This is a genomic window from Actinacidiphila yanglinensis, assembly GCF_900107965.1.
In the GTDB taxonomy this organism is placed as follows: domain Bacteria; phylum Actinomycetota; class Actinomycetes; order Streptomycetales; family Streptomycetaceae; genus Actinacidiphila; species Actinacidiphila yanglinensis.
Window position 1 is genome coordinate 47159 of the sequence record NZ_FNVU01000024.1, and the last position, 24581, is coordinate 71739.

Consider the following 24581-nt stretch of genomic DNA (forward strand, 5'->3'; position numbering starts at 1 on the left):
CAGCGCCGCCCGGAACCCCGGGCGGCGACCGGGGGCCGGTCCCCCGGGCCACCGGTACGACGGAAGGGGCGGTACCCCCGGGTGCGCGCGACGAACGACTCTCCGACGATCCTGACCGCCCACCTCGGACACGGCCTCGCCGCGTCCAAGGCGGTGGTCGCCGTCCTCCCGGACGGCCTGCCGCCGCGCGGCGCCGAACTCCTCGGCCCCGGCGGCCCGATCGCGCTCGCGCCGGGCCCGGTCGGGCCGGTCCCGGGCTGGCGGGCGGGCCCCTTCGCGCGGATCGGGCTCCCCCGGGAGCTGCTGCCGGGGACCTACACGGTGCGGGTGGTGGACGGCAGCGGGCGCGAGGCCGTGTCGGAGCCGTTCGGGATCGCCGCCGACCGCACGCAGCGGCAGACGATGTCGGACGTGCTGGCGTACTTCCGGGCGATGCGGTCCAGCGGCGAGATCGACCGCAAGGACCGGCACGCGCGCCTGTGGGGTGACGACGGCGAGCGCGAGGTCGACGCACGCGGCGGCTGGCTCGACGCGAGCGGCGACCCCAGCAAGTTCCTCAGCCACCTCACCTACACCCGCACCATGAGCCCGCAGCAGATCCCGCTGTGCGCCTGGGCGCTGGCCGCCGCCCGCGACGCGATCGCCGCGCACCACCCGGCGCTGCTGCGCTCGCTCGGCGCGAAACTGCGCGACGAGGCCCTGTGGGGCGCGGACTTCCTGATGCGGTTCCGCGCTCCCGAGGGCTACTTCTACACCGGCATCTTCGACGCGCTGACCAAGCGGCTCGACGAGCGGTTCGTGACGGCGCCCCTGGCCGAGTGCGTCCGCACCGACCGCTACCAGGCGGCGTACCGGCAGGGCGGCGGCCTCGCCGTCGCCGCCCTGGCCCGCGCCTCCACCCTCGACGACCGCGGGGACTTCACCGGCCGGCAGTACCTGGAGGCGGCGCTGGCGGGCTTCGCCCACCTGGAGGCGCACAACCTGGAGTACCTCGACGACGGTACCGAGTCGGTGATCGACGACTACGCGGCGCTGCTGGCCGCGGCCGAACTGGTGGCCGCGGGCGCGGAGCCGGCCGCCCCGGTGGTCGAGGCGGCACGGCGCCGTGCGCGGCAGCTGATCGGCCGCTACGTCCGGCCGGACGGCGGCGGGCCCGGCTGGTTCACCGCGGACGCGGAGGGGCGGCCGTTCTTCCACGCGGTGGAGGCCGGGCTGCCGGTCCTCACCCTGGTCCGGTTCGCCGCCGTCCTCCCGGACGCCCCCGAGGCGGGCGGGGCGCGGGAGTTGGCGGTCGAGGCGATGCTCGACACGTTGCGCCGCACCGCCGCGGTGCCCAACCCGTTCGGTTACCCCCGGCAGCGGGTCCGGCCGGCCGGCGGGAGCGACCGCGACGCGTTCTTCTTCCCGCACGCCAACGAGACCGGCTACTGGTGGCAGGGGGAGAACGCCACCATCGCCTCGCTGGCCGCGGCGGCCTGCGCGTGCGCGGACATGGCGGGCGACGCGGGCGCGGCGGGCTCGGCAGGCTCGGCGGGTGTGTCCGCGGCCGACCGGGAGCGGTTGCTGGAGTTCGCCGACGACCAGTTGGCGTGGATCACCGGCCGCAATCCCTTCGACGCGTGCATGCTTCAGGGCCGCGGCCGCGGCAACGTGGACTACGCCTCCGACTTCCCCAACCTGCCCGGCGGCATCGTCAACGGCATCACCTCGGGCTGGGCCGACGAGGACGACATCGCCTTCCTGGCCGGCGACGCGCCCGAGGCCGAGTCGTGGCGGTGGGCCGAGCAGTGGATCCCGCACACCGGGTGGTTCCTGCTGGCGGTGGCCGGCGCCCGCTGACGGGTGCCCGGGCCGGTGCCGGGCCCGGTCACGGCTTCAGCGCTCGGCCCCGGGCAACCACGGCTCGTGCCAGGGCGGGCGGCCGTGGACGAGGGACCCGGCCCCGTCGGGGCCCCAACTGCCCGGCGTGTAGGGCTGGATCGCGGCGGGCTCGTCGATGAGGGGCTGCACGATGCGCCACGCCTCCTCCACGCTGTCCTCGCGGGTGAACAGGCTGTGGTCCCCGGTGAGCGCGCTGTTCAGCAGGCGCTCGTACGGTTCGAAGGGCTCGCCGAGTTCCTGCGCGAAGGAGGAGTCGAGGTACAGCGGGCGCCAGGTCTCCTCGCCCAGCCCGACGAGTTGCAGGCGCGCGCCGGGCTCGGGGTCGATGCGCAGCACGATCTGGTTCTGCTCGGCCTGGTGGGGCGTGGGCAGGAACGCCAGGCGGGGTGCGCGGTGCAGGATGAGGCGCACCTCGGTGGCGCGCACCGGGAGGTTCTTGCCGGCCCGCAGGAAGAACGGGACGTCGAACCACTTCCAGTTGTCGATCTCCAGCTGCAGCGCGATGAACGTCTCGGTGTCCGAGTCGGCCGCGACGCCGGGCGTGTCGCGGTAGCCGGTGTACTGGCCGCGCACGCTGCGGCGCGGGTCGGCGGTGCGGACCGCTTTGAGCACCTCCGCCTTGCGGTCCCGGAGGGTGTCGGCACCGGCGTCCGCGGGCGGGTCCATCGTGACGGCGGCGAGCACCTGCAGCAGGTGGTTCTGCACGACGTCGCGCAGGGCTCCGACCGGGTCGTAGAACTTCCCGCGGTCCTCGACGCCGAAGTCCTCGGCCATGGTGATCTGCACGGCGCTGACGCTGCCGCGGTTCCACAGCCCGGTCATCGCGGGGTTGGCGAAGCGCAGGTACTCGATCTCGATGACCGGTTCCTTGCCGAGGAAGTGGTCGACGCGCAGCAGCTGGTCCTCGCTCAGCAGCGCGCGCAGCCGGGCGTTGAGCGCGCGGGCGGAGGCCAGGTCGTGGCCGAAGGGCTTCTCGACGGCCACGCAGGCGTCGTGCAGCAGGTTGGCGGCGCCGAGCTGCTCGACGATGGGGCCGAACAGCGTGGGCGGCATCTCCAGGTAGTGGACGCTGGTGTGGTCCGGGCCGATCTCGGCGGCGAGCCGGAGGTACAGGGCGGGGTCCGTGACGTCGCCGTGCAGGTAGGTGACGCGGTCGGCGAAGCGCTGGAAGACGTCGTCCTCGACGGTCTGGCCGGTGGCGGCGATCCGCTCGCGGGCCTGTGCGGTGAACTCGGCGGTGGTCATCTCCGTGCTGGCCACGCCGATGACGCGGCAGTTCAGCAGGCCGCGCCGTTCGAGGCGGTAGAGGGCACGCAGGGTCATCTTGCGCGCGAGGTCGCCGGTGATGCCGAACACGATCAGGGTGTCCGCGGACTTCCGCGGGTCGGTGGGCGTCATGTCGCGGTCCTCCCGGTGCTGCGGGGCCCTGCGGTGTGGCGGTACGCCGCGGTGGGCGTGTTCCCGGCGGGTGCCGTTGCCGTTGCTGTTGCCGTACGGGAAGGGCGCGGGTCCCGACCCGCGCGGGCCGGACCGCGCGGCGCCCGTCCCCCAGGGTGCGCCCTGGCGGACGGGTCCACCACGCGGGCGGGTGCCGCCGCCGGCGGATCGGCGCGGGTGGAGGGCTCTCGCGGGAGGACGGGGCGTCTCGCGGGAGGGCTACCGGCCGGCCGCCACCGTTCTGCGCCACCGCACCTCGCCGTCGTAGTACTCCCCGGTGGGCGCCAGGCCCGCGGCGGCGGCGACGGCCGCGGAGGCGGCGTGGTCGGGGTGGATGTGCGCGATCACCGTCGGAACGGGCCGGCCGTCGAGCCAGTCGACCAGGCCGACGGCGGCCTCCCGGGCGATCCCGCGGCCCTGCCAGGGCGTGCCGACGACCCAGGCGATCTCGGCGACGGGACCGTCCTCGCCACCGGGGACGACGGTCGCCTGGACCGTGCCCACCAGGCGGTCCTCCGCACGGAGCCGCAGCATCCAGTTCAGCCAGCAGACGGCCGGGTCCGGCGAACCGGCCGCCAGCCGCTCGTAGCGCTCCCGCAGGGCCTCGGGCGTGGCCGGCTCGCCGCCGATGAAGCGGTGCAGCGCCGGATCGCCGAGCACCTCGGCCATCTCCGCGGCGTGCGCGGGAACCAGCGGCAGCAGGTCGAGGCGGGCGGTGCCGAGGGGCCGCGGGACCAGGCGACCGGGCTTCACGCCGCCTCCCGGAGGCGGGCGTGCTCGGCGCCCCTCGGACGCGGCGTGTCCAGCAGGGAACGTGCCATGCCCGGCACCCTACAACCGCCCCCCGCACCCGCTTCGCACGCCCGTGGCCGGTGGGCGGCTCACCCGATCCGTGCACGTTGGCGCGGATGCGGTGCGGCGGCTGGTCCGTCTCCTCCAGGATGTGACGACACGAGCGGCCGCCACGGAGGCGGGCGCACGGCAGGACAGGGGGAAGGCCGGGATGGTCAGGACGGATGGGACACGAAGAGCCACAGCCGGGGTGGCCGAGGCCGACGACGGGCTGGCCGTGGTCGTGGCCGAGCGGGCCGCGCGGGCCGCGGGCGGGCTGCTGCGGCGCCTGGGCGGTACGGACGCGGCACGCGCACGGCCCAAGGGGGGCCACGAGATCGTCACCGACGCGGACCTGCGGGCGGACGCGCTGATCAGGGAGGTGCTGGCGGCGCGCTTCCCCACCCACCGGGTGGTCAGCGAGGAGACCTGGGACGGCTGGCAGGACGGGATGTTCGACGGGCCGGTGTGGGTGGTCGACCCGATGGACGGCTCGGCGAACTTCGCGCACGGGTACCCGTACGTCTCGGTGTCGGTGGCGTTCGCGGTCGACGGCGTGGTGCGGGCGGGGGCGGTGCACGCGCCGTTCCTGGGGCACACGTTCACCGCCGTGAAGGGCGGCGGCGCGCGCCGCAACGGGCGGCGGCTGGCGGCGGCGGACACGTCGGCCCTGGGTGACGCCCTGGTCAGCACGGGATTTCCGCACCAGCGCGGGCAGTTGGACCCGGTGCTGGAGCGGGTGCGGCGGCTGGTGCTGAACTGCCGCGACGTACGGCGGGCCGGATCGCCCGCGCTGGACATCGCACTGGTCGCGGCGGGGATGCTCGACGCGCACACGGAGAGCCTGGCGCCCTGGGACGTGGCCGCGGCCGCGCTGGTCGCCACCGAGGCAGGGGCGCGCCGCGGGAACCTGCTGCCCGAGCCGTTCCCGCTCTCCCCCGACCTGTCGGGCACGGGGATCGTCGTGGCCGCGCCCGGGGTGTACGACGCGCTGTGCGCGCTGCTGGCCGAGGAGGAGCACCCGGCGGGCGAGCAGGCGACGTGAAGCGCCTGCCGGTGAGCTGAATGTCCGGCGCGGAGCGACCAGACCGGGCGGGCGGGACGGAGCGGTGGCCCGCGCGGCCGTCCCGTGGGTCCCGCGCCGCACCGGCCCCGCCGTACCCCGTCGAGGGTCCCGCGCGGCCGCGCCGTGCCGCCCGGACATCCGCCCGCTCGGCGCCTTTCCTCTTGCGTGCGATGCTACGAAATCGTATAGTCCGATATCGTGACTTCCATTTCCTCTCCGGCCGAGGACTCGCCCCTGCTCGCGCTGCAGCGGGCCACCCACGCCACCCTCCAAGCGCTCACCGCCGAACTGGTCGACCTCGACCTGACCGCGTCCGAGATCAACGCCCTCGCCAACCTCGCCGACGGGAAGGGCCGCACGGTCTCCCAGCTCGGCGCCGCCGCCGGCACCCGGCCCACCACGCTGACCAGCGTGCTCGACCGGCTGGAGCGCCGTGGCCACATCACCCGCGGCACCCGCGCCGGCGACCGCCGGTCCGTGCTCGTCGAGCTGACGCCCGCCGGGCGGCTCGCGGCCGACACGATCCGGGAGGCCCTCGCCGACCTGGAGCGCCGCGCGCTCGGCGGGCTCCCGCCCGAGGCGATCGCCGGCTTCCACACCGTCCTGGACGTGCTCGCGAAGGTGCCGTCATGACCGCCCACGGCGGCGAATCGCCGTCCGCCTTCGACGGGTTGATGGCCGAGGTGATGACCGGTGCGGACCGGTTCGGCCACCGCGAGCACGTCCACCTCACCTGGCTGGCCGTCCGCCGCCACGGCACCGCGGCGGCGACCGAGCTGATCAGTGGCGGGATCCGGCGCACCGCCCGCTACGCGGGAGCGCCGCAGAAGTACCACGCCACCGTCAGCCGCGCCTGGGTCGAACTCGTCGCCCACCACGTCCAGGAGGACGACCTGCGGGCGCACGCCACGGGCACGGCGGACGCGATCGGACCGCAGCAGTCCGCCTTCACCGCCTTCGCGGCCCACCACACCGCCCTGCTGGACAAGCGCCTGCTCACCCGCTTCTACCGGCCCGCCACGCTCGCCTCACCGCCGGCCAGGACCGGTTGGGTCGAGCCGGACCTCGCGCCGTTCCCCTGGCAGGACCGTCCCGGCGGCTGCGCGTAAGCGCGGACACCTCTCAGGCCGGAGTGCCGGCCTGAGAGGTCGCGGCCGCCGCGGACCGGTCGACGCGGCGCAATGCGGGAAGCATGACGATGCCCAGCAGGAGCGTGGGCACGCCGCCGACCACGAGCGACCAGCGGCTGCCGAGGTCCTGCGCGACCCATCCGACCAGGGGCCCGCCGATCACGGTGGTGCCGCCCCAGGCCAGGGCCCACAGGGCCATCACCCGGCCGCGCATCGCGGGCGCCGCGGCGAGCTGGAGCGCGGTCTTGGACAGCGAGTTGAAGCTGACGCCGCCGTAGCCGACGAAGAGCAGCGCGAGCAGTTCCCAGGGCAGGGTCGGGGCCAGGGCGGCGGCGGTGATGGCCACGCCCCAGCCGACGGAGGCGACCGCCAGCGAACTGCTGTGCCGGGGGTTGCCGCGGCCCGCGACGACGAGGCCCCCGAGCACGGCGCCGATGGCCATCACCGCCGCCATCGCCCCGTACGTCCCGGCGCCGCCGTGCAGGGCGCCGCGGGCCACCAGCGGGAGGGTGACCGGGAACTCGTAGGCGAGGGCGCCGGTGATCGTGATCATCACCAGCGGCAGCAGGAGCGCCGGGGTGCTACGGGCGTAGCGCAGCCCGGCGCGGACCTGGCCCTTCTCGCGGGGCGGGCGGTCGACGGGGTTCATCTCGGCCGGGCGCATGAGCACGAGGCTGACCAGGACGCCCGCGAACGAGAGGGCGTTGAGGACGAAGCACGTGGTGAGGCCGACCCCGGCGACGAGGGCGCCGCCGGCCGCCGCGCCCAGCACCCGGGCGAGGTTGACCGAGACGGAGTTGAGGGTGACCGCGTTGGCCAGCTGCTCGCGCGGCACCAGGTCGCCGATCAGGCTCTGCCGGGCCGGGTTGTCGAAGACGGTGAGCACGCCGAGCGCCAGCGACAGCGCGACCACGCCGCCGAAGCTCGCCGCGCCCAGCCCGGTCATGAGCGCGAAGGCGACGGCGACCGCGGCGGACGCCGACTGGGTGAGGTAGAGCAGCCGGCGCCGGTCGTAGCGGTCGGCGATCAGGCCGCCGAACGGGCCGAGCAGCGCGAGCGGCAGGAAGCGGGCGCCGGTGGAGATGCCGAGGTCGGCGCCGCTGCCGGTCAGGTGCAGCACGAGGAAGGCGAGCGCCAGCGTCTGCATCCAGGTCCCGGCGATCGACACCGAGTAACCCCAGAAGTAGAGGCGGTAGTTGCGGATCGACAGGGAGCTGAAGGCGCGGGACAGCGCGCGGGTGCGGCCCGCCGCGGCCCGCGTGTCACCGGCGGCCCGGTCCGGGGCTGCGGTGGCGCCGGCAGTACCCACGCCCCCGCCGGCCGCGTCACCGCCCGTGTCCGTACGCGTCGTGCCGGCCGGCTCGGGGCCCGGGGACGGGTCGTCCGGCGCCGTCACGAGGCGGCGTCCGTACGGCCCGGGCCGGCCGCCATCGCGGGACTGTTCGGACGCCGCACGGGGTCGTCCTCCTCCGGCCCGGCGGCACCGGTCGGCTCGAACCCGGCGAGGCGCTCCAGCAGCGTCCCCGCGGCGATCAGCACCTGCTGCTCCTCCGGGTCGAGCAGCGCCTCGACGGCGCGTCCCAGCCAGGTGTCCCGCTCGCTGCGGGTCCCGGCGACGGCGGCGCGGCCGGCCGGGGTGACCGAGACCAGGACCCGGCGGGCGTCCGCCACGTCCCGGCTGCGGCTGACGAATCCGGCCGCCTCCAGCTCGCGCAGCGCGGCGGCCACGTTGGAGCTGGTCATCTGGAGCTCGCCGGCGAGCCGGCGCGGCTGCGCGTCCGGCATCCGGTCGGCGGCGGCGAGCACCTGCCGGGCGGTCCTGGACACGCCGTGCGTGGGTCCCCCCTCGCGGCGCAGGCGCCGCTGGAGCTGCCTCATCTGCCCGCGCAGCCGCAGGACCTCGCGATCTTCCATACGACTATCTTACATAGCTATTCCGCATCACTAAAATGCGGCCGAGGGCGATCGCCCTCGGCTTCCGGCTCCACGGCCCCCTCCGGCGCCGTGGCCGCGCTCCCCCGAGCACCCGCGGCCACGACGCCCCCCGCGAGCGCGACGGCTCCCGCGAGCGCGACGGCTCCGCGCCCACGGGGGTTTCCGCGCATACGGCTCAGCTCAGCAGTGGTACATCACGACGATGTAATCCGTGGCGGAGCCGATGAAGTGCTGGCCCGGGCCGAGGTCGGGAGTCTGCTGGTACCAGTCCGCCCCGCCATCGTCCGACCGGAGCTGCGCGGAGCAGTAGCCCGGGCCCAGGTACCAGCCGGCCGCGTTGGCCCAACCGAATGCGTCCTCCGTGTTGTCCTCCGCCGGCAGGACGGCGTCGTAGGCGCCCTGGGTGTAGACACCGTCCTTGATGTGCATGACACCGAGGCCGATGCTGTTGTCGTTCCCGATGAAGTTCGTTCCGGCGGCAGCGGCGGCTTTCGCCGCGGCGACCATCTCCGGCGAGACGGAGATGCTCCTCGGGGCGTGGGACGCCACCGCACCGCGATCGGCGGCGCCGGCCGGCGTCGTCCCGACGGCAACGCCCACGAGAGCGATGACACCCACCGCGGCTGCCACCTGTGACCTTCTGTTCATCTTTCCCCCTTCACGGTGACCCGCCCCGCGGATCACATCCGGTGTGCGGCGAAGCTAGCTCCACGCGTCCTGGACTCGTCCTGGGTTCGTCCTCACGCCAGGTCAGCGGGGCGATCCGCCGCGGCACCGTCGTGGAATCGTCCTGGTAGGAGGTCGCTGCGCGGCGTCGGGCAGGTCAGGGTGACGAGGGTGGCGCCAGGGCCTTCATCCGGTCCATGTCACCGATGGCCTGCCACAGCTGGAGTGCCCGTTCGTGGTGCCGGCCGGCCAGGTCGAGGGCGCCGGCGGTGGCGTCCAGGTCGCCGATCAGTTGCCAGCACGCGGCTTCGTCGTGGCGGTCGCCGTGTCGGTGGAAGATGTCGGCCGCGCGTTCCAGCGCCGGGCCGGCCCGGTCCCTGTCGTGCCGGCCGGCGTACACGCGGCCGACTTCCAGCAGCGTGTAGGCGGCGCACCGTTCGTCGGCGATTTCCTGGAAGGTGGCCAACGCCTGCCGCAGGCAGCGCAGCGCCTCGTCCGGATTGCCGCGCTGATGGTGCAGCCGGCTGTACCGGCGCAGCACGACCGCCATCCGATGTGCGTCGTCGAGGGCCTCGGCCTGGCGCAGGGCCTTGTCGAACCAGGCTTCCGCCGCGTCGAGTTCGCCGTGCATGAGCTGCATCACGGCCATCGAGCAGGACAGCTGTGCTTCGAGGTGCCGGTCGCCTTCGGCGACCGCTGTGGCCAGTGCCTGCGCGACGCGGTCCGCGGCTTCGCCGTAACGGCCCTGGACTCGGCTGATCGTGCTCAGCATCGCCACCGACAACGCCTCGCCGCGCCTGTCACCGGTGTCCTTGCACAGCTTGGCGGAGGACTCCAGGGCACGGTTCGCTTCGTCGTACTCGTCCTGGTAGATGTGCAGTTGGCCAAGGCCACGCAGCAGCACCGAGGTGCCGCGCGCGTTCCCGGCGGTCTCGGCCGCGTCCAGGGCGAGCCGGTGCCCGTGCTCCCAGTCCTGGTACAGGCACCGGTGGTCGTAGTAAGTGACCGTGCCGGCCGCCAGTTCCCAGGCCAGTTCGTCCAGTCCCCAGTCCGCGGCCAGTTTCACCGCGCCGAGCAGGGTGTGGCGTTCGGCGTCGAACCAGCCGACCGGGTCGGCCGTCAGCCGGTCCACGAGCGTGTCGGGCAGCGAGCGGCGCGGCGCGGAACCGGGCTCGCCGACCAGCAGTCCGGCCGGTAACCGATCGGTGGCGCGCCCGGCCAGGTCGAGCCAGGTGGACAGCACCCGGACCATCGCTTCCCGCGTGTCCGCGGCCGGCAGCCGGGCCGCCACCTCCACGGCACAGGTCCTGATCAGGTCGTGCAGCCGGTAGCGTGGCTGGCCGATGGCGTCGGTGGCGGTGAGTCGCACCAGGCTGGCGTCGACGAGGGTGTCCAGTACCTCGTCGGCGTCCGGGCGGTCCAGCAGCGGACCGACGATCCAGCCGGGCAGGGTGTGGGCGCCGAGCAGACCCAGCAGGCCCAGCGCACGCACCGCGTCGGCGGGCAGCAGCCGTAAGCTCAGTTCGACGCTGGCCCGCACGCTGAGGTCTCCGATCCTCAGTTCGGCCAGGCGCCGGGACTCGTCCTCGATCCGTTCCCGCAGGACCCGAAGCGGCCAGGCCGGCCGGCCGGTGAGCTTGGCGCTGGCGATCCGGATCGCCAGCGGCAGGTTGCCGCAGCAGTCGAGGATCGCGTCGGCCTCGGCCGGTTCCTGCTCGACCCGCCGCTGCCCGACGATGCCGGTGAACATCTCCTGCGCCTCTGCCGGGCTCAGCACGTCCAGGTCGATGTGCCGGGCGCCGGGCAGGTGCGTCAGCAGGGTGCGGCTGGTGATCAGCACGGCGCAGCCGTCGGCGCCCGGCAGCAACGGCAGCACCTGATCGGCGTGCCCCGCATCGTCCAGCACCACCAGCATCCGGCGGTCCGCCAGCAACGACCGGTAGAGCGCGGCCCGTTCGGACACCCCGTTCGGGATCGCGCTGCCGGCCACCCCGAACGCACGCAGGGTTTCGGCCAGCATCAGCGCCGGGTCCCGCGGCGCGTCCGATGTCCCGGCGAGGTTGAGGTAGAGCTGGCCGTCAGGAAAGGAGTCGCTCGCCAGCCGCGCGGCGTGCGTCACCAGACAGGACTTGCCGACACCGGGACCGCCGACGACGACGATCACCGGGGTCCGATCCACCCCCGACCCGTCGAGTAATCGGGCGACCTGGGCCAGCGCGTCGGCTCGTCCCACGAAGTCCGGTATGTGGAGCGGTAGTTGGCGCACGGGCATCGCCATGAGCGGTGTGGTGGCAGCGGTGCCGATCCCCTCCGGTCGCGTGTCGGGGGCACCGCTCGCCGGGACGGGAGACAGCAGGGACGGATCGGCGACCAGGATGCGCTGATGCAGCGCCCGGAGCGGCGCGGCGGGATCGACGCCGAGTTCGCCCGCGAGTTTCCGGCGCAGCCGCTCGTACACCTGCAGCGCCTCGCTCTGTCGCCGGCACCGGTAGAGGGCGACCATCAGGTGTTCCGCGACATGCTCGTCATAGGGGTACTCGCGCAGCAGGGCGGTCAGTTCCTCGATGACCTCACGATGGCGCCCCAGGTCGAGTTCGACACTCAGACACAGTTTGCGGGTGGCCGCGCGCTTCTCGTTCAGCCGCGCCGCATCCGACTCCAGAACCCGGCTCGAGACGCCGACCAGGGCGTTGCCCCGCCAGCAGGCCAACGCGCGCCGCAGCGCGGCAGCCGTCTCGAACGGGGCGTTCTGCCGCTCGGCGCGGTCCCGTTCGTGCTCGAACTCCAGCAGGTCGAGCTGGTCCGGTGCCAGGTTGATCTGGTAACCGCCGCGCCGCGTGCTGATCAAGGAGCGGGGTGCTCCGCTCTCGGCGAGGTTACCGCGCAGCCCGGACACGGCGTCCTGGACCTGGCGGACCGCGGTGGCGGGCACTTTCCCGTCCCACATCACGGCAACGAGCCGTTCCATGGTGACGAGGTGGTTCGCGTCGACCAGAAGCGCCGCCAGCATCTTGGCCCGCCGTGGTCCGTCGAGTCGGACCTCGCGCCCCGTGACCTGGGCATGCAACGGCCCCAGCACGCCGAATCTCATATCCCCCCGACACTTCACGATCAGCGCCGGACCCCCGTCCGACCTGGACCCAGGACGAATCTAGGACGGCCAGCGGACAGGTGTCCATACCGCCTCCTCGTCGGGGGGTGAGCCGTTCCGCGGAGCCGACCGCGCCGCCGGAGTTCCCCCTGCGCGCGGCCGGGCGAACCGGAGGCGTTCCGGTCGGGCGGGCTCAGGCCCGGCTGACCGCGGTCCGGATCAGGGATCGCTGGGCGCTGATGGTGTCCAGGAGAGCGGGGCACTGCCGCTCGGACTCCGGCGTGACGTCGTCGATCCGCTGGTACTCCATCACGGCCTGGTAGCAGAGGCCGAGGACCTCGGCGGCGCACTCGGAGTCCATCGGCGTCGACGGCTCCTCACCGACGCACTGGTCCACGGCGGCCATCAGGGGTCCGACGCCCCACTCGCTGCTCTCGGACGCCTCGAACAGCTCGTCCCGCAGCTCGTCGTGCAGGACGGGCACGGCGGCACCACCGGCGGCCTGGGCCCGGTGGAGCGCCGCGAGGCACCGCTCGTACACCTCGCGCGCCTCGGCGTCGCCGGACGCGTCGGGCAGGACGAACGCCGCGGTGCGCTCGACCTCGGTGACGGCGATGTCGAGAAGGCGGCCCGAGGGGATGCCCGCCAGCCGCGCCAGGTCGTCCTTCATCTCCAGATCCCACAGCAGCATTGCGGTCTCCCTGTCCACGTGACGTGGGGGTAATGGCCGCTACGGTCACGGCAGTTCCGGCGGGGGGCGCCACTCGCCGACGGTCCGGCGCCGGGCAGCGGCATCGCCGTGGCCGGCCGGCGAACGGTGCTGCACCGGAAGGTTGCGATGGACCACGGGAGAGCCGGCGGCCTGCTGATCGGTGGCGTCGGCGCGAGGTCAGGCCGGTGAGGTGCCGCGCCAGAGGCTGGCGCCGGCGGCGAACACGATCGGGTCCATGGTGGACAGCTCTGCTCGTACTCGGGCCTCGAACTCGGTTCGGGCATCTGCCGGGAGGGCGTCGAAGAAGGCGCGGGAGCCGTGCGAGAGCCCCCAGTTCCAGAACGTGTCGGCGTCGGGGACGGGAAGACGCTGCTCGATGGCGGTCTCACTGATGTTGGTGAACCCCGCCGTCGCGAGGAACCGCTCCTCGTCCAAGGGCCGACTGAGCCGTCCTTCCCCGACGGGTATCAGGGGCTGGAACTCGCGGAAGAGGGCACCGTAGAACTCCCACTCCGGCGCGTCCTCGACCGGGCCGGGGACGGAGAAGGAGAACACCCCGCCGGGAGCCAGGACTCGACGGATCTCCTGGGCTGCCGCAGCCGGATCATCGAGCAGGTGGACGACGAATCCCGCACAGACCAGGTCGAAGCAGCCGTCGGCGAGGTCCAGCTGGTGAGCGTCCATCACCCGCGCTTCGTGAACCTGCGGGTGCTGGGTCGAGATCCGTTCGACCATGCGAGGGGCGCAGTCCACCGCCGTCACCTGGCAGCCGCGGGCGAGCGCGGCAGCGGTCAGGGCGCCGCGCCCGGCCCCCAGGTCGAGGACACGAGTGCCGTGCACCGGAGCGAGCCACTCCATGTGCTGTTGGCCGAACCCGGTGAAGAACGGCAGTACCTCGTCGAATACCGAGGCCACTTGGTCGAAGAGGGCGGTGGCTCGCGCAGCGGTCATGGCCGGCCATCCTGGCAGAGGGACACATGGTCCGCACTCCCATTTCGCTGCTGGCCGCTCGGCCCGGGGCGGCTGGCAGGTCTGCTTCCTCGCAGTTCGGGTGGCGGACCGTGTCGGACCGGCCGAGGCAGCGTCGGCGGCAGGACCCGCTGGAAGGCGCCCACAACTCATCCGGCACCGACGGCTCAACCAGACTCGTCCCTTCGACGGCCGGGCGGGAGGCGGAGTCGTGCTCGCTGACGGTGCGCGTTCCGGTCGTTCAGTTGTCCAGGCGGCGCCTGCTGAGCCAGGCGACCTTCTCGGGGTCGTGGTGGTCGAAGAACAGCGTCGTGCCGGTGTCCAGGGCGGCGATCCGGTTCATCTGGTCGTTGGTGAGCTCAAAGTCGAAGACGTCGATGTTCTGTGCCATGCGGCCGGGGTTGACGGACTTGGGGATGGTGACGATGGTGCGCTGGATGAGCCAGCGCAGCACGACCTGCGCGACGGACCTGTCGTGCGCGGTGCCGATCTCGCTGAGGACGGGGTGGGTGAACAGGTCGTTCTTGCCTTCGGCGAAGCCGCCCCAGGACTGGTGCCGGACTCCGTGCGCACGCATGAGGTCGTGGTCGGGGGCGCGCTGGAAGAACGGGTGGGTCTCGATCTGGTTGACGGCCGGGGTGATCTCGTTGTTGAAGATCAGGTCCAGGAGTCGGTCGGGGGAGAAGTTGGCGACGCCGATCGCCTTGGCCAGGCCCGCGCGGTTGGCGGCTTCCATGGCGCGCCACTGGCCGTAGACGTCACCGAAGGGCTGGTGCATCAGGTACAGGTCGACGTGGTCCAGGCCCAGCCTGGTCAGCGAGGTCTCCAGGGCGCGGCGGGTGTTGTCCTGGGCGGGGGCGTCCTGGACCCACAGTTTGGTGGTGACGAAGAGGTCCTGGCGTGGGATGCCGCCGGCCCTGAGGGCACGGCCGACGGCTTCCTCGTTGCCGTAGGCGGCGGCGGTGTCCAGCAGGCGGTAGCCGGCGGCAAGGGCGTCGGAGACGGCCTGCTCGGTGTTCTCCGGCGGGATCTGGAAGACGCCGAAGCCGAGGATCGGCATCTGGACGCCGTTGTTCAAGGTGACGTACTGCACGGGTTTCTCCCGGGACGTTCTGCGGTGGGAAGACGAGGGGAGGGCGCCTGCGAGGCGGGCCGGTCAGCGCTCCATCATGCGCATCTGTGCCTCGTTGTGGGTGTCGCCGGCGGCGGGCGGCAGGCTGGAGAGCTCGGCGAGCTGGTCGTCGGTGAGGTGCACCTCGTCCGCGGCGACGTTCTCCTCGAGCCGTTGGACGCGCTTGGTGCCGGGGATGGGGGCGATGTCATCGCCCTGGGCCAGCAGCCAGGCCAGCGCGACCTGCGCCGGGGTGGCACCGACCTGGGTGGCGACGGCCGCGACCTGGTCGGCCAGGCGGAGGTTGTGCGCGAAGTTCTCCTCGGCGAAGCGCGGGTTGCTGGTGCGGAAGTCGGTGGGGTCGAACTGGTCGGTGGAACGGATCGCGCCGGTCAGGAAGCCGCGTCCGAGGGGGGAGAAGGGCACGAATCCGATGTTCAGCTCGCGCAGCGTGGGGAGCACCCGTGCTTCGGGGTCGCGGGTGAACAGCGAGTACTCGGACTGCAGGGCGGTGATGGGGTGGACGGCGTGGGCGCGGCGGATGGTGTCGGGGCCGGCCTCGGACAGGCCGATGTGCCGGATCTTGCCCTGGGCGACCAGCTCGGCCAGGGCGCCGACGGTCTCCTCGATCGGGGTGCCGGGGTCGACGCGGTGCTGGTAGTACAGGTCGATGTGGTCGGTGCCCAGGCGCGCCAGGGAGCCCTCGACGGCGGTGCGGATGTTGGCCGGGCTGCTGTCCGCGTTCTGCGGCCCGCCGCCGGCGTGGGAGACGAGGCCGAACTTGGTGGCCAGGACGACCTGGTCGCGGCGGCCCTTCAGGGCACGGCCGACGAGTTCCTCGTTGATGTACGGGCCGTAGATCTCGGCGGTGTCGAGGAAGGTGACGCCCAGGTCCAGGGCCCGGTGGATGGTGCGGATCGACTCCGCGTCGTCGGTGCCGGCGCCGGTGTAGGCCTGGGACATGCCCATCGCCCCGAGCCCGATCCGGGAGACCTCCAGGTCACGCAGTGTGATGTGCTTCATCAGAATTCCATCCGTTCTGTACGGTGCGGTGCGGCTGCGGGCGCCGCGTGGGTGGTTCGCGGGTCGGCCGCCCGGGGACGGCCGGTGCAGCGGTCAGGGGCGGACGATGACCTTCAGGGCCTCGCGGTCGTTCATGAGCCGGTAGCCCTCGGCGGCCTGCTCCAGGGCCACGGTGCGGTCGAAGACGCGACCGGGGTGGATCTCGCCGTTGAGGATGTACGGCATGAGTTCCTCGATGTAGGCGCGGGCGGGAGCCACCCCGCCGGTGAGGGTCAGATTGCGCATGAACTCGGGGAACCCGAAGGGCACCGCCGGGTACTGCGGGGCGCCGACGCGGCTGATCACGCCACCGTCGCGGGCCACACCCGCGGCCTGGACGAGCGCTTCCTCCAGGCCCACGCACTCCAGCACCCGCTCGGCGCCGCGGCCCGACGTCAGGTCGCGGACCGCGGCGACGCCCTCCTCGCCGCGCGCGGCGACGACGTCGGTGGCGCCGAAGTCGCGTCCGAGGTCGGTGCGTGCGCTGTGCCGGCCCATGAGGATGATCCGCTCGGCGCCGAGCAGCTTCGCGGAGATCACCGCGGACAGGCCCACCGCGCCGTCGCCGATGACGGCGACGGTCTCACCGGCCTGGACCCCGGCGGTGCGGGCGGCGTGGTACCCGGTACAGAGCACGTCGGACAGGGTGAGCAGATCCGGCAGCAGGTCGGAGTCCTCACCGACGGGCAGCGGGACGAGGGTGCCGTCGGCGTAGGGGACGCGGGTGGCCTGGCCCTGCCCGCCGTCGACACCGTTCACGCCCCACTGGCCGCCGTGGGGGCAGGAGGTGTGCAGGCCGCTGCGGCAGTACTCGCAGGTACCGTCCGCGTACGTGAAGGGGGCGACGACCAGGTCACCGGGCTTGACGTTGGTGACCTGGGGGCCGGTCTCCTCGACGACGCCGATGAACTCGTGGCCCATCTGACGTGGGTGGTCGGTGAGCGGCTGCGACTTGTAGGGCCACAGGTCGCTGCCGCAGATGCAGCCCATGACGATGCGGACGACGGCGTCGGTCGGCTGGTGGATCCTCGGGTCGGGGACGTCCTCGACCCGGACATCGCCGGCCTGGTGGAGACGGGTTGCGCGCACGGTGGTGCCCTTTCTGCTGCTTCGTTCCTCGAAGGGAGTGAGCATCTGCGGGAGCACAGATGTCCGTGTCCTCCACCCTTCCCGATCTGCCGAGCGCCAGGCAGGGCGGGCCTTTCCCGGGAGCCCCAGAGGGGGTGTGGCAGGGCGCCCCTCGGCCGGAGCACGCCGATGACCGGCACGTCACACTGGAGGACATGGCGGACCAGCGGCACAGCGACAGCGGCGGTACCGAGCTGGGGCGGTTCCTGCGCGCCCGGCGGACCCAGCTGACCCCGGCCGAGGTCGGCTTCGCTCCGAGCCCCGGGGTCCGGCGGACGCCGGGGCTGCGCCGCGAGGAGGTCGCCGCACTGGCGGGAGTGAGCATCGACTACTACACCCGGCTGGAACGCGGCAAGGAGACCCGCCCCAGCCTGTCCGTGGTCGATGCCCTGGGACGTGCTCTGAAACTGGACACCGACGAGCTGGACCATCTGCAGGACCTGGTGATCCGCGCCGCCCGCCACACCCCCGAACCGCCGCCCGCCCCCAGCCGCACCGTGAGCCCGCAGGCCAAGCTGCTGCTGGAGAGCCTGCGCCCCCACCCGGCCTACGTCACCAGCCGCACCCTGGACATCCTCGCGTGCAACCCCGGCGCGCTCGCCCTGTACGCCGGCATCGAGGACTGGCCGGCGAAACAGCGCAACCTCGCCCGCTTCCTGTTCCTCCACCCCGCGGCCCGCGACCTCTACTCCGACTGGGACACCCAGCTCGCAGGTTGCGTCGCCCGCCTACGCGCCCTGGCCGGCACGGATCCCGACGCCCCCGACCTGACGGGCCTCGTCGGTGAACTCCTCGTGAAGAGCCCGGACTTCGCGAAACTGTGGGACCGCTACCAGGTCAACCGCAGCCTCCACACCCGCAAGCCCAAGACCTTCCACCACCCCCAGGTCGGCGACATCACCCTCCCCTTCCAGGGCATGCAGCTCGAAGGGAGCCCCGGCCAACGGCTGGGCGTCTACGTCACCACCCCCGGCACCCCCGAGCACGACGCCGTCGTCATCCTCGACATGACCGCACCCCGGCGCGCGCCGCGACCGGCGCAGACAACCCCCGGGGAACCGAAGAAGTAACTCCGCCGTCGGCGCCATCGAGTACACCGTGCCCGTCCGCGAAGCGCATCATCCTCGGTCCGGCCGAACACCTCACCTGAGGATTCTCCGGGCACACGCCGCTCGCCCGGCGGGATGTACCCGTTCCGCGTGCCGTCTCGTATTTCGGCGGGACCGTGACCTATTTGGCGTCGATGACGACGACGGTCCGACGGATGAAGGTGTCCTCCACGGCGGAGCGGAGGAGGAAGTCGGCAACGTTCGAGCGAGAGGTCGAGGGGAAGATCGGCAACTTTTCGACGTCTTCCAGTACGACGTCGGTGTAGCGGGCGCTGCCTCGATCGTTCAATGCTCCGGGGTACTCGAGAGTCCATTTCAGATCACTGGCCCTCAGGAGCACTTCGGACGCGGCTTTGTCTGCGTAGGTCTTCTTGAGCACGGTGCGGAACAGTGGGCCCACGAGGAACGATGCCTTGGCGAGAGAGTCGCCGACTCCGAACGCAGACACGACAAAGAACCGGTCCACGCCTGATGTTTTCGCGGATTCGATCACCGCACGGACCATGTCGGTGATCAGCGTCGGGGTTTCGCGGGCGCTTTTCACTCCGAGCGTGCTGATGATCGCGTCGCGACCTCGGGCCGCCGTCGCTATGACGGCGGCGTCGGTGACATCGCCGACGACGATTTCAGCGCGCGGATCGACGCCGGCGCCGGCCCTCCGGACGAGGGCCCTGATCTGATGGCCCTGGTCGAGTGCCTTTTTGACGAAGAGAGCCCCGGTGCGCCCGGTTGCTCCAAGGACAAGAAACTTCATGACATTTCGCTCCCTGTACGACGATCGAATCTCGTCGGACCGCCGCCGGCGGCATGCCCGTTCAACGAGGGTTCAATGGGAACGATAGTCAATAGTCCTGACTATGTCAACGAAGCGATGAAGCCTGATCACGCCCACCGGCCCCGGCGGTCGGGGGTCGACGGAAGCCGGGGGTGGGCGGCGCGGCGCGGCCGGGTCTACGGCGCGTAGGGGTCGGTGATCTCGCGGAGCTGGTCCAGGATCTGGTGGAGCAAAGCGAAGTTGCGGGTGCCCAGGTAGGTCTTCCACTCCGCGAGGATCTCGTCGAGCGCGGCCGCGGCCACCTCGACGGCACGCCGGCCGCGCTCCTCGATCACGATCAACCGGGCGCGGCCGTCCGTGGGGTCGGGGACCCGGCGGACATAGCCCAGGCGTTCCAGTTGGTCGACCATCACGCCGGCGCTCTGCTTGGTCATTTGCGCCTGGTCAGCGAGGTCGGTGAGGCGTGAACCGTCCGGGGCGATGCGTTGGAAGACCCGGCACTGGGCGAGGGTCCAATCATCGAACCCGGCATCCTGCAGAGCCCGGAACATCCGGTCCTCGGTGTACCGGTACGGGATGAACAACAACACCCCGAGATTCACACGCTGCTCATCGTCCATGCCGCACTCGACTCCGTCGCCCATCCGATCCCACGAGCTCCACACCCTACGGCAACCCCGTCCGGCCAGGTCGTCGCCAGCCCGACCGTGGCGGCGCGCCGCAGCGCTGCGCACGTGGCACACGATCCGCTCCTCTTCACCCTCGCACCCCTGCTGTTGCCATCGGCATCACGGTCATGTAGTAAAGATATCTGACTACATCCTCGTACGCGCTATGCGTCATGCAACCAGGACCGGAGATCGGATTCCCATGACATCGCCCAGCCGACCCGAGACCCCCACGACCGGCGCGCCCGCCTTCAAAGGCCCCAGGACCTGCGACGCGAGCGCGATGCTCGACATCCACCGCGCGCTTCGGCGCTCCTTCGACGAAGCCGCAGAGCTCGTGGACGGGGTGGCCGAAGGCGACACGAAGCACGCGGCGGCCGTCGCCACGCAACTGAACCTGATCTCGGCCGCGCTCCACGCCCACCACGAGGGAGAGGACTCACGACTCTGGGACACGGTCAGCGACCGAGCGCCCGCATGTGTCCTCCATGTGGACCGGATGAAGCGTCAGCACGCCGGCATGCTGGTGCACCTCACAGACCTCGACCGGGCCCTGCCCGCCTGGCGCACCACCGCGACGAAGGAAGCCGCCGAACCCATCCGCTCCGCGGTCCATGGCGTCTCGACGGCGATGGCCGAACACTTCCCCGACGAAGAAGCCACCATCGTCCCGGCCATGGAGCATGTGCTCACCCAGCGCGAGGAGAAGTGGTTCGGCAAGCACGGAAAGGCTGCAACCCCCAAGGGTCAGCTGTGGAACATGCTCGGCGCCATCCTCGCAGCCCAGCCCGACGGGGGCGCCGCATGGTTGAAGAAGAACATGCCCGGACCCGCTGCGCTGGTATGGCGATGGATCGGCGCCCCGCGCTACGCACGCTTCCGGGCAGCACTGGAAGGCAGCCGCTAGAAACGGCCCTCGGACCGCACGGCCGGCCGAACTCCCGGCACCAGCCGCCCGGACCGCCCATGAGTCGTGCCCGTCGCCAGCCAGGCCCATGACGCTCACCGCGGGCTCCTCGCCCTCGGGGATCTCGATGGTGAAGTTCGCTCTTGCCGGGATCGCCACGAGCGAGCGCTGGTCGCCGAAGGTCGGCGGCGGGCAGGGCTTCCGGGGGCAGCCGGCCCTGTCCGGGGCGGAGACGACCTCTGAGTGCTTGAGTCCGGCTGGGAAGGTGCCCGTCCCCCCGACAAGCGGCAACCACCGCCTCACCCGTGCAACGCGTACTCCGCCGCCCCCAGCAGAGCCGCGTCCTCCCCGTCCTGACGTACCGTCACATCGACTGCGGCCAGCTCGGGACGGCGCGCCGTCAGCCCCGCGGTGAACGGCGGGCCGAGCTGCTCCCATGCCGCCGTGGCCGAGCCGCCGACCACCAGCGCGCCCGCCTCGAAGGCGGCCAGCCACGGCGCCAGGGCTTCGCCCAGCGCGCGCAGGGCGTCGTCCATGACGGTCCGGGCGGCGGTGTCGCCCCGCGCGGACCGCTGGGACAGGCCGCGCAGCCCGTCCACCGGGCGACCGGTGCGGCGGGTGTAGCGGGCGGCGAGGGCCCGCGTCGAGACGGTGTCCTCCAGGGGGCGTCCGTCGATGGTCAGGAGGTCGGCGCGACCCTCGGGCGGGACGTCCGGCCCGTCGACGACCGCCCTCCCGCGGTCGAGGAACGCCGAGCCGACGCCGGTGCCCAGCGTGATGGCGGCGAACCGCCGCTCGCGGGGGCGGCCGGCGAGCCACGCGCCGAGGCCGAACGCGTGGGCGTCGTTGAGGAACCGCATCCGCACGGGCCTGCGCAGCAGGAGCGGCGCGAGCTGCTCGGCGACGGCGAGCCCGTCGAGCGCGGCGAACTTGCCGACGTCCCGGTAGCGGGCGGTCCCCGTGGCGTAGTCGAAGGGGCCGGGCACGGCGACACCCCAGGTGTCGCGCAGCGCCCGGGTGTGCAGGGCGGGGGCGGCGAGCACGCCGTTCGCGGCCGCGGCCAGCGCCGCGAGGAAGTCCTCCGGGCCGGTGTCGGGCCGCAGCGGCAGCCGGTGCCGCGTGCCCTCGATGACGGTGGCCCGCTCCGGGTCGACGGCGGCCGCGGTCACGTGCGATCCGCCGACCTCCAGGACGGGAACGGCCGTGGACGCGGCGGACGCCGTGAACGCCGTGGATGCGGTCGAGGTCATGGCTCCTACCGGGGCACCGGGTGGTCGATGAGGGTCGTCGCGATCGTCACGCGGCGCGGGTGGAGTGGCGCGGTGCTGCGCTGGCGTTCGAACAGCAGCGACGCCGCCGCCCTGCCGACCTCCGCCGCGTCGTAGGACACGACGGTCAGCGGCAGGTGCAGCATGTCGGCGAGTTCGATGTCGTCGAATCCCGCGAGGGCCACCGGCTCCCCGTCGTCGGGCCGGTCGCGCAGGGCGAGCAACGCGCCGACGGTGTTGCGGTTGTTCGCCGTGAGCAGCGCGGTCGGGTGGTCGGGCAGCGCGAGCATGGCGCGGGCCGCCTCCCGGGCGAGCGTGCTGTCGCCGCGGTGCCGGCTGACGTAGCGCTCGTCCACCGCGATGCCGGCCTCCTCCAGCGCCAGCGCGTAGCCGCGGAAGCGCTCCGAGCCCGTCCACAGCGACGGGGGCAGGCCGAGGAAGCCGATCCGGCGGTGGCCGCGCTCGATCAGCCGGCGGCACGCGGCACGGGTGCCGCCGAAGTCGTCGACGAGCACGCAGTCCACGTCGATGTCCATCGGCGGGCTGGCCGCGAGCACCACGGGCGTGTCGCGGAGCCGTTCGGCGCCGAGGTGGCTGTGGTCGTGGCTGGCGGGGACGACGACCAGCCCGTCCACGCCGCGCTCCAGCAGGTCGGTGACGACGTCGCGTTCGACGTCGGGGTCCTCGCTGGTGCTGCCCAGCATGACGCGCGCGCCGTAGCGGACGCACACCTCTTCGACGCCGACGGCGAGTTGGGAGTAGAAGGGGTTGGCGAGGTTGGTGACGACCAGGCCGATGAGCTCGCTGGGGCCGCCGGTGCGCAGCCCCCTGGCCAGCTTGTTCGGGCGGTAGCCGAGGGCGGCGACCTCGGCGAGCACCCGCTGCCGGGTGGCCTCGCCGATACCGCGCTGCCCGCGCAGCGCGCGGGAGACCGTCATGGTGCTGACGCCCAGACGTTCGGCCACGTCCCGCATGGTGAGCGGCGTCACGGGATCGGGTCGGGTGTTCATACCACCTGCGCCTTGACCAGGCGAGCCAGGTCCGGCCCCTGGTTCTGCACGCGGTACGCGGTGACGGCGGCCGGAACCGCGAGGGTCTCCGCACAGTGTACGAAATGGCGGTCGCCCGCGGCCGTTTCGACCAGGACGCCCTCCCCGTCGACGACGGTCAGCACGTGGAACCGCCCGTCGGTGGTCTGCTCGGCCGCGTGGCCCGGCTCGACGGCGATCCGGCGGACCTCGAAGAACATGTCCGGCAGGGCGCCGAGGAGTTCCTCCCGCCAGCCGTCCCCGTCGCGCACGGTCCTGGGCCGCTGCACGAGATCGCGGGACACCGCCTCGCCGCTGCGCCGCGGGTCCAGGTTGCGGAACGCGTGCTCGACGTGCACCGCACGCTGGCGGTCGGCGGCGTCCCGGCGCAGCCAGTCGTAGAAGCGCAGGGAGTACAGGTACGGGGTGGCGCTGACCTCCAGGACGACGTTGCCCTCGCCGCTGCCGTGCGGGGTTCCGGCCGGGACGAGGTAGAGCTGTCCGGCCCGCGCGGGGAACGTCTGGACGAACTCCTCGATGTCGAAGGCCTCGCCGTGGGTGTCGGCGGCGTGCGCGTGATGGTGGAAGGCGTCGAGGTCGGCGCCCTCGCGCAGCCCGAGGAAGACCTTGCTGTGCGTACCCGCCCGCATCAGGTAGTAGCTCTCGTGCTGGGTGTACGGCCAGCCGAAGACGGTGCGCATCTCCTCCGGCTGCGGATGGCAGTGCACCGAGAGGTTCCCGCCGCCGACGGTGTCGAGGTAGTCGAAGCGGATCGGGAACGAGGTCCCGAACCGCTCGTGGACGTCCTTGCCCAGCACCTCCACGGGGGCGAGGGCGACGACGAGTTGGAAGGGCACCTCCACGCAGCGCCCCGGGTCGTCGCCGAGCAGGACGCCGCTCTCCGGCGCGATGAGCTCGTAGCCCAGGGCGGTGTTGGGGGCGTCGGGATTGTGGCCGAGTTCCTCCTGGCCCCAGTGCCCGCCCCACGGGGTGGAGTTGAAGGTGGGCAGGGTGCGGAAGGGGCGATCGGCGAGCCGGTGGCAGGTGGCGCGCAGCGCCTGGCCGCTGATGGAGGTCGGGGCGACGGTATCGGTAACGTCGACCCAGCGGTCGATGCGGGCGGCCGTCGCGTCGCGGTGCCGGTCCTGGAGCGGCCAGTCGATGTAGAACAGGCGGCGCAGGCTCGGCGGTTCGCCGGCCGGCGCTCCGAGGTTGCGGCCGCGGCCCTTCCCGACGGCCGCCTCCGCGCACCGCTTGGGCAGGTCGGCCCACCACACCTCGTCCACACCGGCGGCCAGGGCGGCGCCGGGCCCGACCAGGACGCGCAGCGCAGGGCCGTCCGCCGCCTCGCCGCCGGCCCCCTCCCCTGCCGCGCCGGTCCCGCCGGCCAGCGCGTCCAGGGCCTGCTGGTCCATCAGGTCCGCGAGGCTCCCACCGGCGAGTTCGGCGAAGTCCGGGTCGTCGCGCAGTACTTCGGACTCGGTCAGGCGGCGCACGCCGGCCCAGTCCCGGACCGCGGTGCGGGCGTCGGCGGTCACCGCGCCGGGGCGGGTGGCGGCGAGTGCGGCTCCGAGGTGCCGGGCGAGGGCGTCCCAGTCGACCGCGGCAGGTCCGTCGACCGCGAGGACCCGGGTGGCCGGCGCCAACGCGCCCGCCGCGGCGGCCCATCCGGCCAGGACCGTGCCGTCGCACACGGGGTAGCGCGGCGCCGGGTCGTACTGCGACATCTTCGCTGTGACCTGCGGACGGTCGACCATGTCTCTCACCTTCACGAGATAACGCCAACGTTAAGTCTTCTCAAACTACG

General features: G+C 72.8%; 22 protein-coding genes. 6 read left to right on the forward strand and 16 right to left on the reverse strand.

Annotated features, from left to right (window positions below; genetic code table 11):
* Window positions 1-81: 81 nt before the first annotated feature.
* Entirely contained in the window at window positions 82-1839 is a 1758-nt protein-coding gene (locus tag C4U44_RS35140) for a glycoside hydrolase family 9 protein (protein WP_103890143.1), read from the forward strand.
* 36 nt (window positions 1840-1875) lie between these two features.
* Here C4U44_RS35140 and C4U44_RS35145 read toward each other — a convergent pair whose 3' ends face one another.
* Both C4U44_RS35145 and C4U44_RS35150 read right to left on the reverse strand, forming a co-directional pair.
* A complete protein-coding gene (locus tag C4U44_RS35145; RefSeq protein WP_103890144.1) occupies window positions 1876-3279 on the reverse strand; it encodes a glucose-6-phosphate dehydrogenase in 1404 nt (467 codons plus the stop codon).
* A 258-nt stretch (window positions 3280-3537) separates the two neighbouring features.
* Window positions 3538-4071 (reverse strand): GNAT family N-acetyltransferase, encoded by a 534-nt coding sequence (locus C4U44_RS35150; RefSeq protein WP_235032592.1) that lies wholly within the window; start codon window positions 4069-4071, stop codon window positions 3538-3540.
* Between the two features lie 289 nt (window positions 4072-4360).
* Between C4U44_RS35150 and C4U44_RS35155 the strand changes: the two genes are divergently transcribed.
* From C4U44_RS35155 to C4U44_RS35165, 3 genes are all read left to right on the forward strand, one after another.
* A complete protein-coding gene (locus C4U44_RS35155) occupies window positions 4361-5194 on the forward strand; it encodes an inositol monophosphatase family protein (protein WP_160145173.1) in 834 nt (277 codons plus the stop codon).
* 219 nt (window positions 5195-5413) lie between these two features.
* Window positions 5414-5848 carry a MarR family winged helix-turn-helix transcriptional regulator gene (locus C4U44_RS35160; protein WP_200823516.1) on the forward strand — a complete coding sequence of 145 codons (435 nt, stop codon included), beginning with the start codon at window positions 5414-5416 and terminating at the stop codon, window positions 5846-5848.
* Window positions 5845-6324, forward strand: coding sequence for a hypothetical protein (locus C4U44_RS35165; protein WP_200823517.1), 480 nt, complete (start codon window positions 5845-5847; stop codon window positions 6322-6324). Before C4U44_RS35160 ends, C4U44_RS35165 begins: the two co-directional genes overlap by 4 nt.
* Before the next feature lie 13 nt (window positions 6325-6337).
* Here the strand turns inward: C4U44_RS35165 and C4U44_RS35170 are convergent, their stop codons facing one another.
* The 9 genes from C4U44_RS35170 to C4U44_RS35210 all read right to left on the reverse strand — a co-directional run bounded on the left by C4U44_RS35170 (window position 6338) and on the right by C4U44_RS35210 (window position 16980).
* Window positions 6338-7741, reverse strand: coding sequence for an MFS transporter (locus C4U44_RS35170; protein ID WP_160145174.1), 1404 nt, complete (start codon window positions 7739-7741; stop codon window positions 6338-6340).
* Window positions 7738-8259, reverse strand: a complete 522-nt coding sequence (locus C4U44_RS35175; protein ID WP_103890148.1) for a MarR family winged helix-turn-helix transcriptional regulator — start codon at window positions 8257-8259, stop codon at window positions 7738-7740. The genes C4U44_RS35170 and C4U44_RS35175 overlap by 4 nt, the downstream gene beginning before the upstream one ends.
* A 201-nt stretch (window positions 8260-8460) precedes the next feature.
* Window positions 8461-8928, reverse strand: coding sequence for a hypothetical protein (locus tag C4U44_RS35180; RefSeq protein WP_146088420.1), 468 nt, complete (start codon window positions 8926-8928; stop codon window positions 8461-8463).
* Between the two features lie 175 nt (window positions 8929-9103).
* Window positions 9104-12037, reverse strand: coding sequence for an AfsR/SARP family transcriptional regulator (locus C4U44_RS35185; protein WP_103890150.1), 2934 nt, complete (start codon window positions 12035-12037; stop codon window positions 9104-9106).
* A gap of 193 nt (window positions 12038-12230) precedes the next feature.
* Window positions 12231-12728 carry a hypothetical protein gene (locus tag C4U44_RS35190; RefSeq protein WP_103890151.1) on the reverse strand — a complete coding sequence of 166 codons (498 nt, stop codon included), beginning with the start codon at window positions 12726-12728 and terminating at the stop codon, window positions 12231-12233.
* A 198-nt stretch (window positions 12729-12926) separates the two neighbouring features.
* A complete protein-coding gene (locus C4U44_RS35195; RefSeq protein WP_103890152.1) occupies window positions 12927-13700 on the reverse strand; it encodes a class I SAM-dependent methyltransferase in 774 nt (257 codons plus the stop codon).
* A 259-nt stretch (window positions 13701-13959) separates the two neighbouring features.
* Window positions 13960-14811 (reverse strand): aldo/keto reductase, encoded by an 852-nt coding sequence (locus C4U44_RS35200; RefSeq protein ID WP_103890153.1) that lies wholly within the window; start codon window positions 14809-14811, stop codon window positions 13960-13962.
* 63 nt (window positions 14812-14874) lie between these two features.
* Window positions 14875-15852 carry an aldo/keto reductase gene (locus tag C4U44_RS35205; RefSeq protein WP_103890154.1) on the reverse strand — a complete coding sequence of 326 codons (978 nt, stop codon included), beginning with the start codon at window positions 15850-15852 and terminating at the stop codon, window positions 14875-14877.
* Between the two features lie 93 nt (window positions 15853-15945).
* Window positions 15946-16980 (reverse strand): zinc-dependent alcohol dehydrogenase family protein, encoded by a 1035-nt coding sequence (locus C4U44_RS35210; RefSeq protein WP_103890204.1) that lies wholly within the window; start codon window positions 16978-16980, stop codon window positions 15946-15948.
* Window positions 16981-17174: 194 nt separating this feature from the next.
* Here C4U44_RS35210 and C4U44_RS35215 point away from each other — a divergent pair, with 194 nt between their 5' ends.
* The gene (locus tag C4U44_RS35215; protein ID WP_103890205.1) at window positions 17175-18089 is read left to right on the forward strand and encodes a helix-turn-helix transcriptional regulator; all 915 of its coding nucleotides are present in this window, start codon (window positions 17175-17177) and stop codon (window positions 18087-18089) included.
* Between the two features lie 160 nt (window positions 18090-18249).
* Here the strand turns inward: C4U44_RS35215 and C4U44_RS35220 are convergent, their stop codons facing one another.
* Together C4U44_RS35220 and C4U44_RS35225 are read right to left on the reverse strand one after the other, a co-directional pair.
* A complete protein-coding gene (locus C4U44_RS35220) occupies window positions 18250-18882 on the reverse strand; it encodes an NAD(P)-dependent oxidoreductase (protein ID WP_103890155.1) in 633 nt (210 codons plus the stop codon).
* A gap of 197 nt (window positions 18883-19079) precedes the next feature.
* The gene (locus C4U44_RS35225; RefSeq protein ID WP_103890206.1) at window positions 19080-19523 is read right to left on the reverse strand and encodes a MarR family winged helix-turn-helix transcriptional regulator; all 444 of its coding nucleotides are present in this window, start codon (window positions 19521-19523) and stop codon (window positions 19080-19082) included.
* Between the two features lie 331 nt (window positions 19524-19854).
* Between C4U44_RS35225 and C4U44_RS35230 the strand changes: the two genes are divergently transcribed.
* On the forward strand, window positions 19855-20478 hold the full coding sequence (locus tag C4U44_RS35230; RefSeq protein ID WP_200823518.1) for a hemerythrin domain-containing protein: 624 nt from the start codon (window positions 19855-19857) through the stop codon (window positions 20476-20478).
* A 299-nt stretch (window positions 20479-20777) separates the two neighbouring features.
* On the opposite strand, the gene C4U44_RS35235 is transcribed toward C4U44_RS35230, so the two are convergent.
* From C4U44_RS35235 to C4U44_RS35245, 3 genes are read right to left on the reverse strand one after another with little or no spacing between them, the layout of a single operon-like run.
* Window positions 20778-21728: an ROK family protein gene (locus C4U44_RS35235; protein WP_103890157.1), complete on the reverse strand. Its 951-nt coding sequence runs from the start codon at window positions 21726-21728 to the stop codon at window positions 20778-20780.
* 5 nt (window positions 21729-21733) lie between these two features.
* The gene (locus tag C4U44_RS35240; protein WP_103890158.1) at window positions 21734-22756 is read right to left on the reverse strand and encodes a LacI family DNA-binding transcriptional regulator; all 1023 of its coding nucleotides are present in this window, start codon (window positions 22754-22756) and stop codon (window positions 21734-21736) included.
* Complete coding sequence (locus tag C4U44_RS35245) at window positions 22753-24531, reverse strand: class I mannose-6-phosphate isomerase (RefSeq protein WP_103890159.1); 1779 nt, start codon at window positions 24529-24531, stop codon at window positions 22753-22755. Before C4U44_RS35245 ends, C4U44_RS35240 begins: the two co-directional genes overlap by 4 nt.
* Window positions 24532-24581 lie beyond the last annotated feature (50 nt).

Bases quoted from the DNA above. Each gene is read 5' to 3' on its own strand.
- C4U44_RS35180 (WP_146088420.1), bottom strand. From the start codon at position 8,928: ATGAACAGAAGGTCACAGGTGGCAGCCGCGGTGGGTGTCATCGCTCTC.
- C4U44_RS35195 (WP_103890152.1), bottom strand. From the start codon at position 13,700: ATGACCGCTGCGCGAGCCACCGCCCTCTTCGACCAAGTGGCCTCGGTA.
- C4U44_RS35245 (WP_103890159.1), bottom strand. From the start codon at position 24,531: ATGGTCGACCGTCCGCAGGTCACAGCGAAGATGTCGCAGTACGACCCG.
- C4U44_RS35240 (WP_103890158.1), bottom strand. From the start codon at position 22,756: ATGAACACCCGACCCGATCCCGTGACGCCGCTCACCATGCGGGACGTG.
- C4U44_RS35185 (WP_103890150.1), bottom strand. From the start codon at position 12,037: ATGAGATTCGGCGTGCTGGGGCCGTTGCATGCCCAGGTCACGGGGCGC.
- C4U44_RS35235 (WP_103890157.1), bottom strand. From the start codon at position 21,728: ATGACCTCGACCGCATCCACGGCGTTCACGGCGTCCGCCGCGTCCACG.
- C4U44_RS35225 (WP_103890206.1), bottom strand. From the start codon at position 19,523: ATGGACGATGAGCAGCGTGTGAATCTCGGGGTGTTGTTGTTCATCCCG.
- C4U44_RS35205 (WP_103890154.1), bottom strand. From the start codon at position 15,852: ATGAAGCACATCACACTGCGTGACCTGGAGGTCTCCCGGATCGGGCTC.
- C4U44_RS35165 (WP_200823517.1), top strand. From the start codon at position 5,845: ATGACCGCCCACGGCGGCGAATCGCCGTCCGCCTTCGACGGGTTGATG.
- C4U44_RS35145 (WP_103890144.1), bottom strand. From the start codon at position 3,279: ATGACGCCCACCGACCCGCGGAAGTCCGCGGACACCCTGATCGTGTTC.
- C4U44_RS35220 (WP_103890155.1), bottom strand. From the start codon at position 18,882: ATGAAGTTTCTTGTCCTTGGAGCAACCGGGCGCACCGGGGCTCTCTTC.
- C4U44_RS35215 (WP_103890205.1), top strand. From the start codon at position 17,175: ATGGCGGACCAGCGGCACAGCGACAGCGGCGGTACCGAGCTGGGGCGG.
- C4U44_RS35175 (WP_103890148.1), bottom strand. From the start codon at position 8,259: ATGGAAGATCGCGAGGTCCTGCGGCTGCGCGGGCAGATGAGGCAGCTC.
- C4U44_RS35230 (WP_200823518.1), top strand. From the start codon at position 19,855: ATGCTCGACATCCACCGCGCGCTTCGGCGCTCCTTCGACGAAGCCGCA.
- C4U44_RS35190 (WP_103890151.1), bottom strand. From the start codon at position 12,728: ATGCTGCTGTGGGATCTGGAGATGAAGGACGACCTGGCGCGGCTGGCG.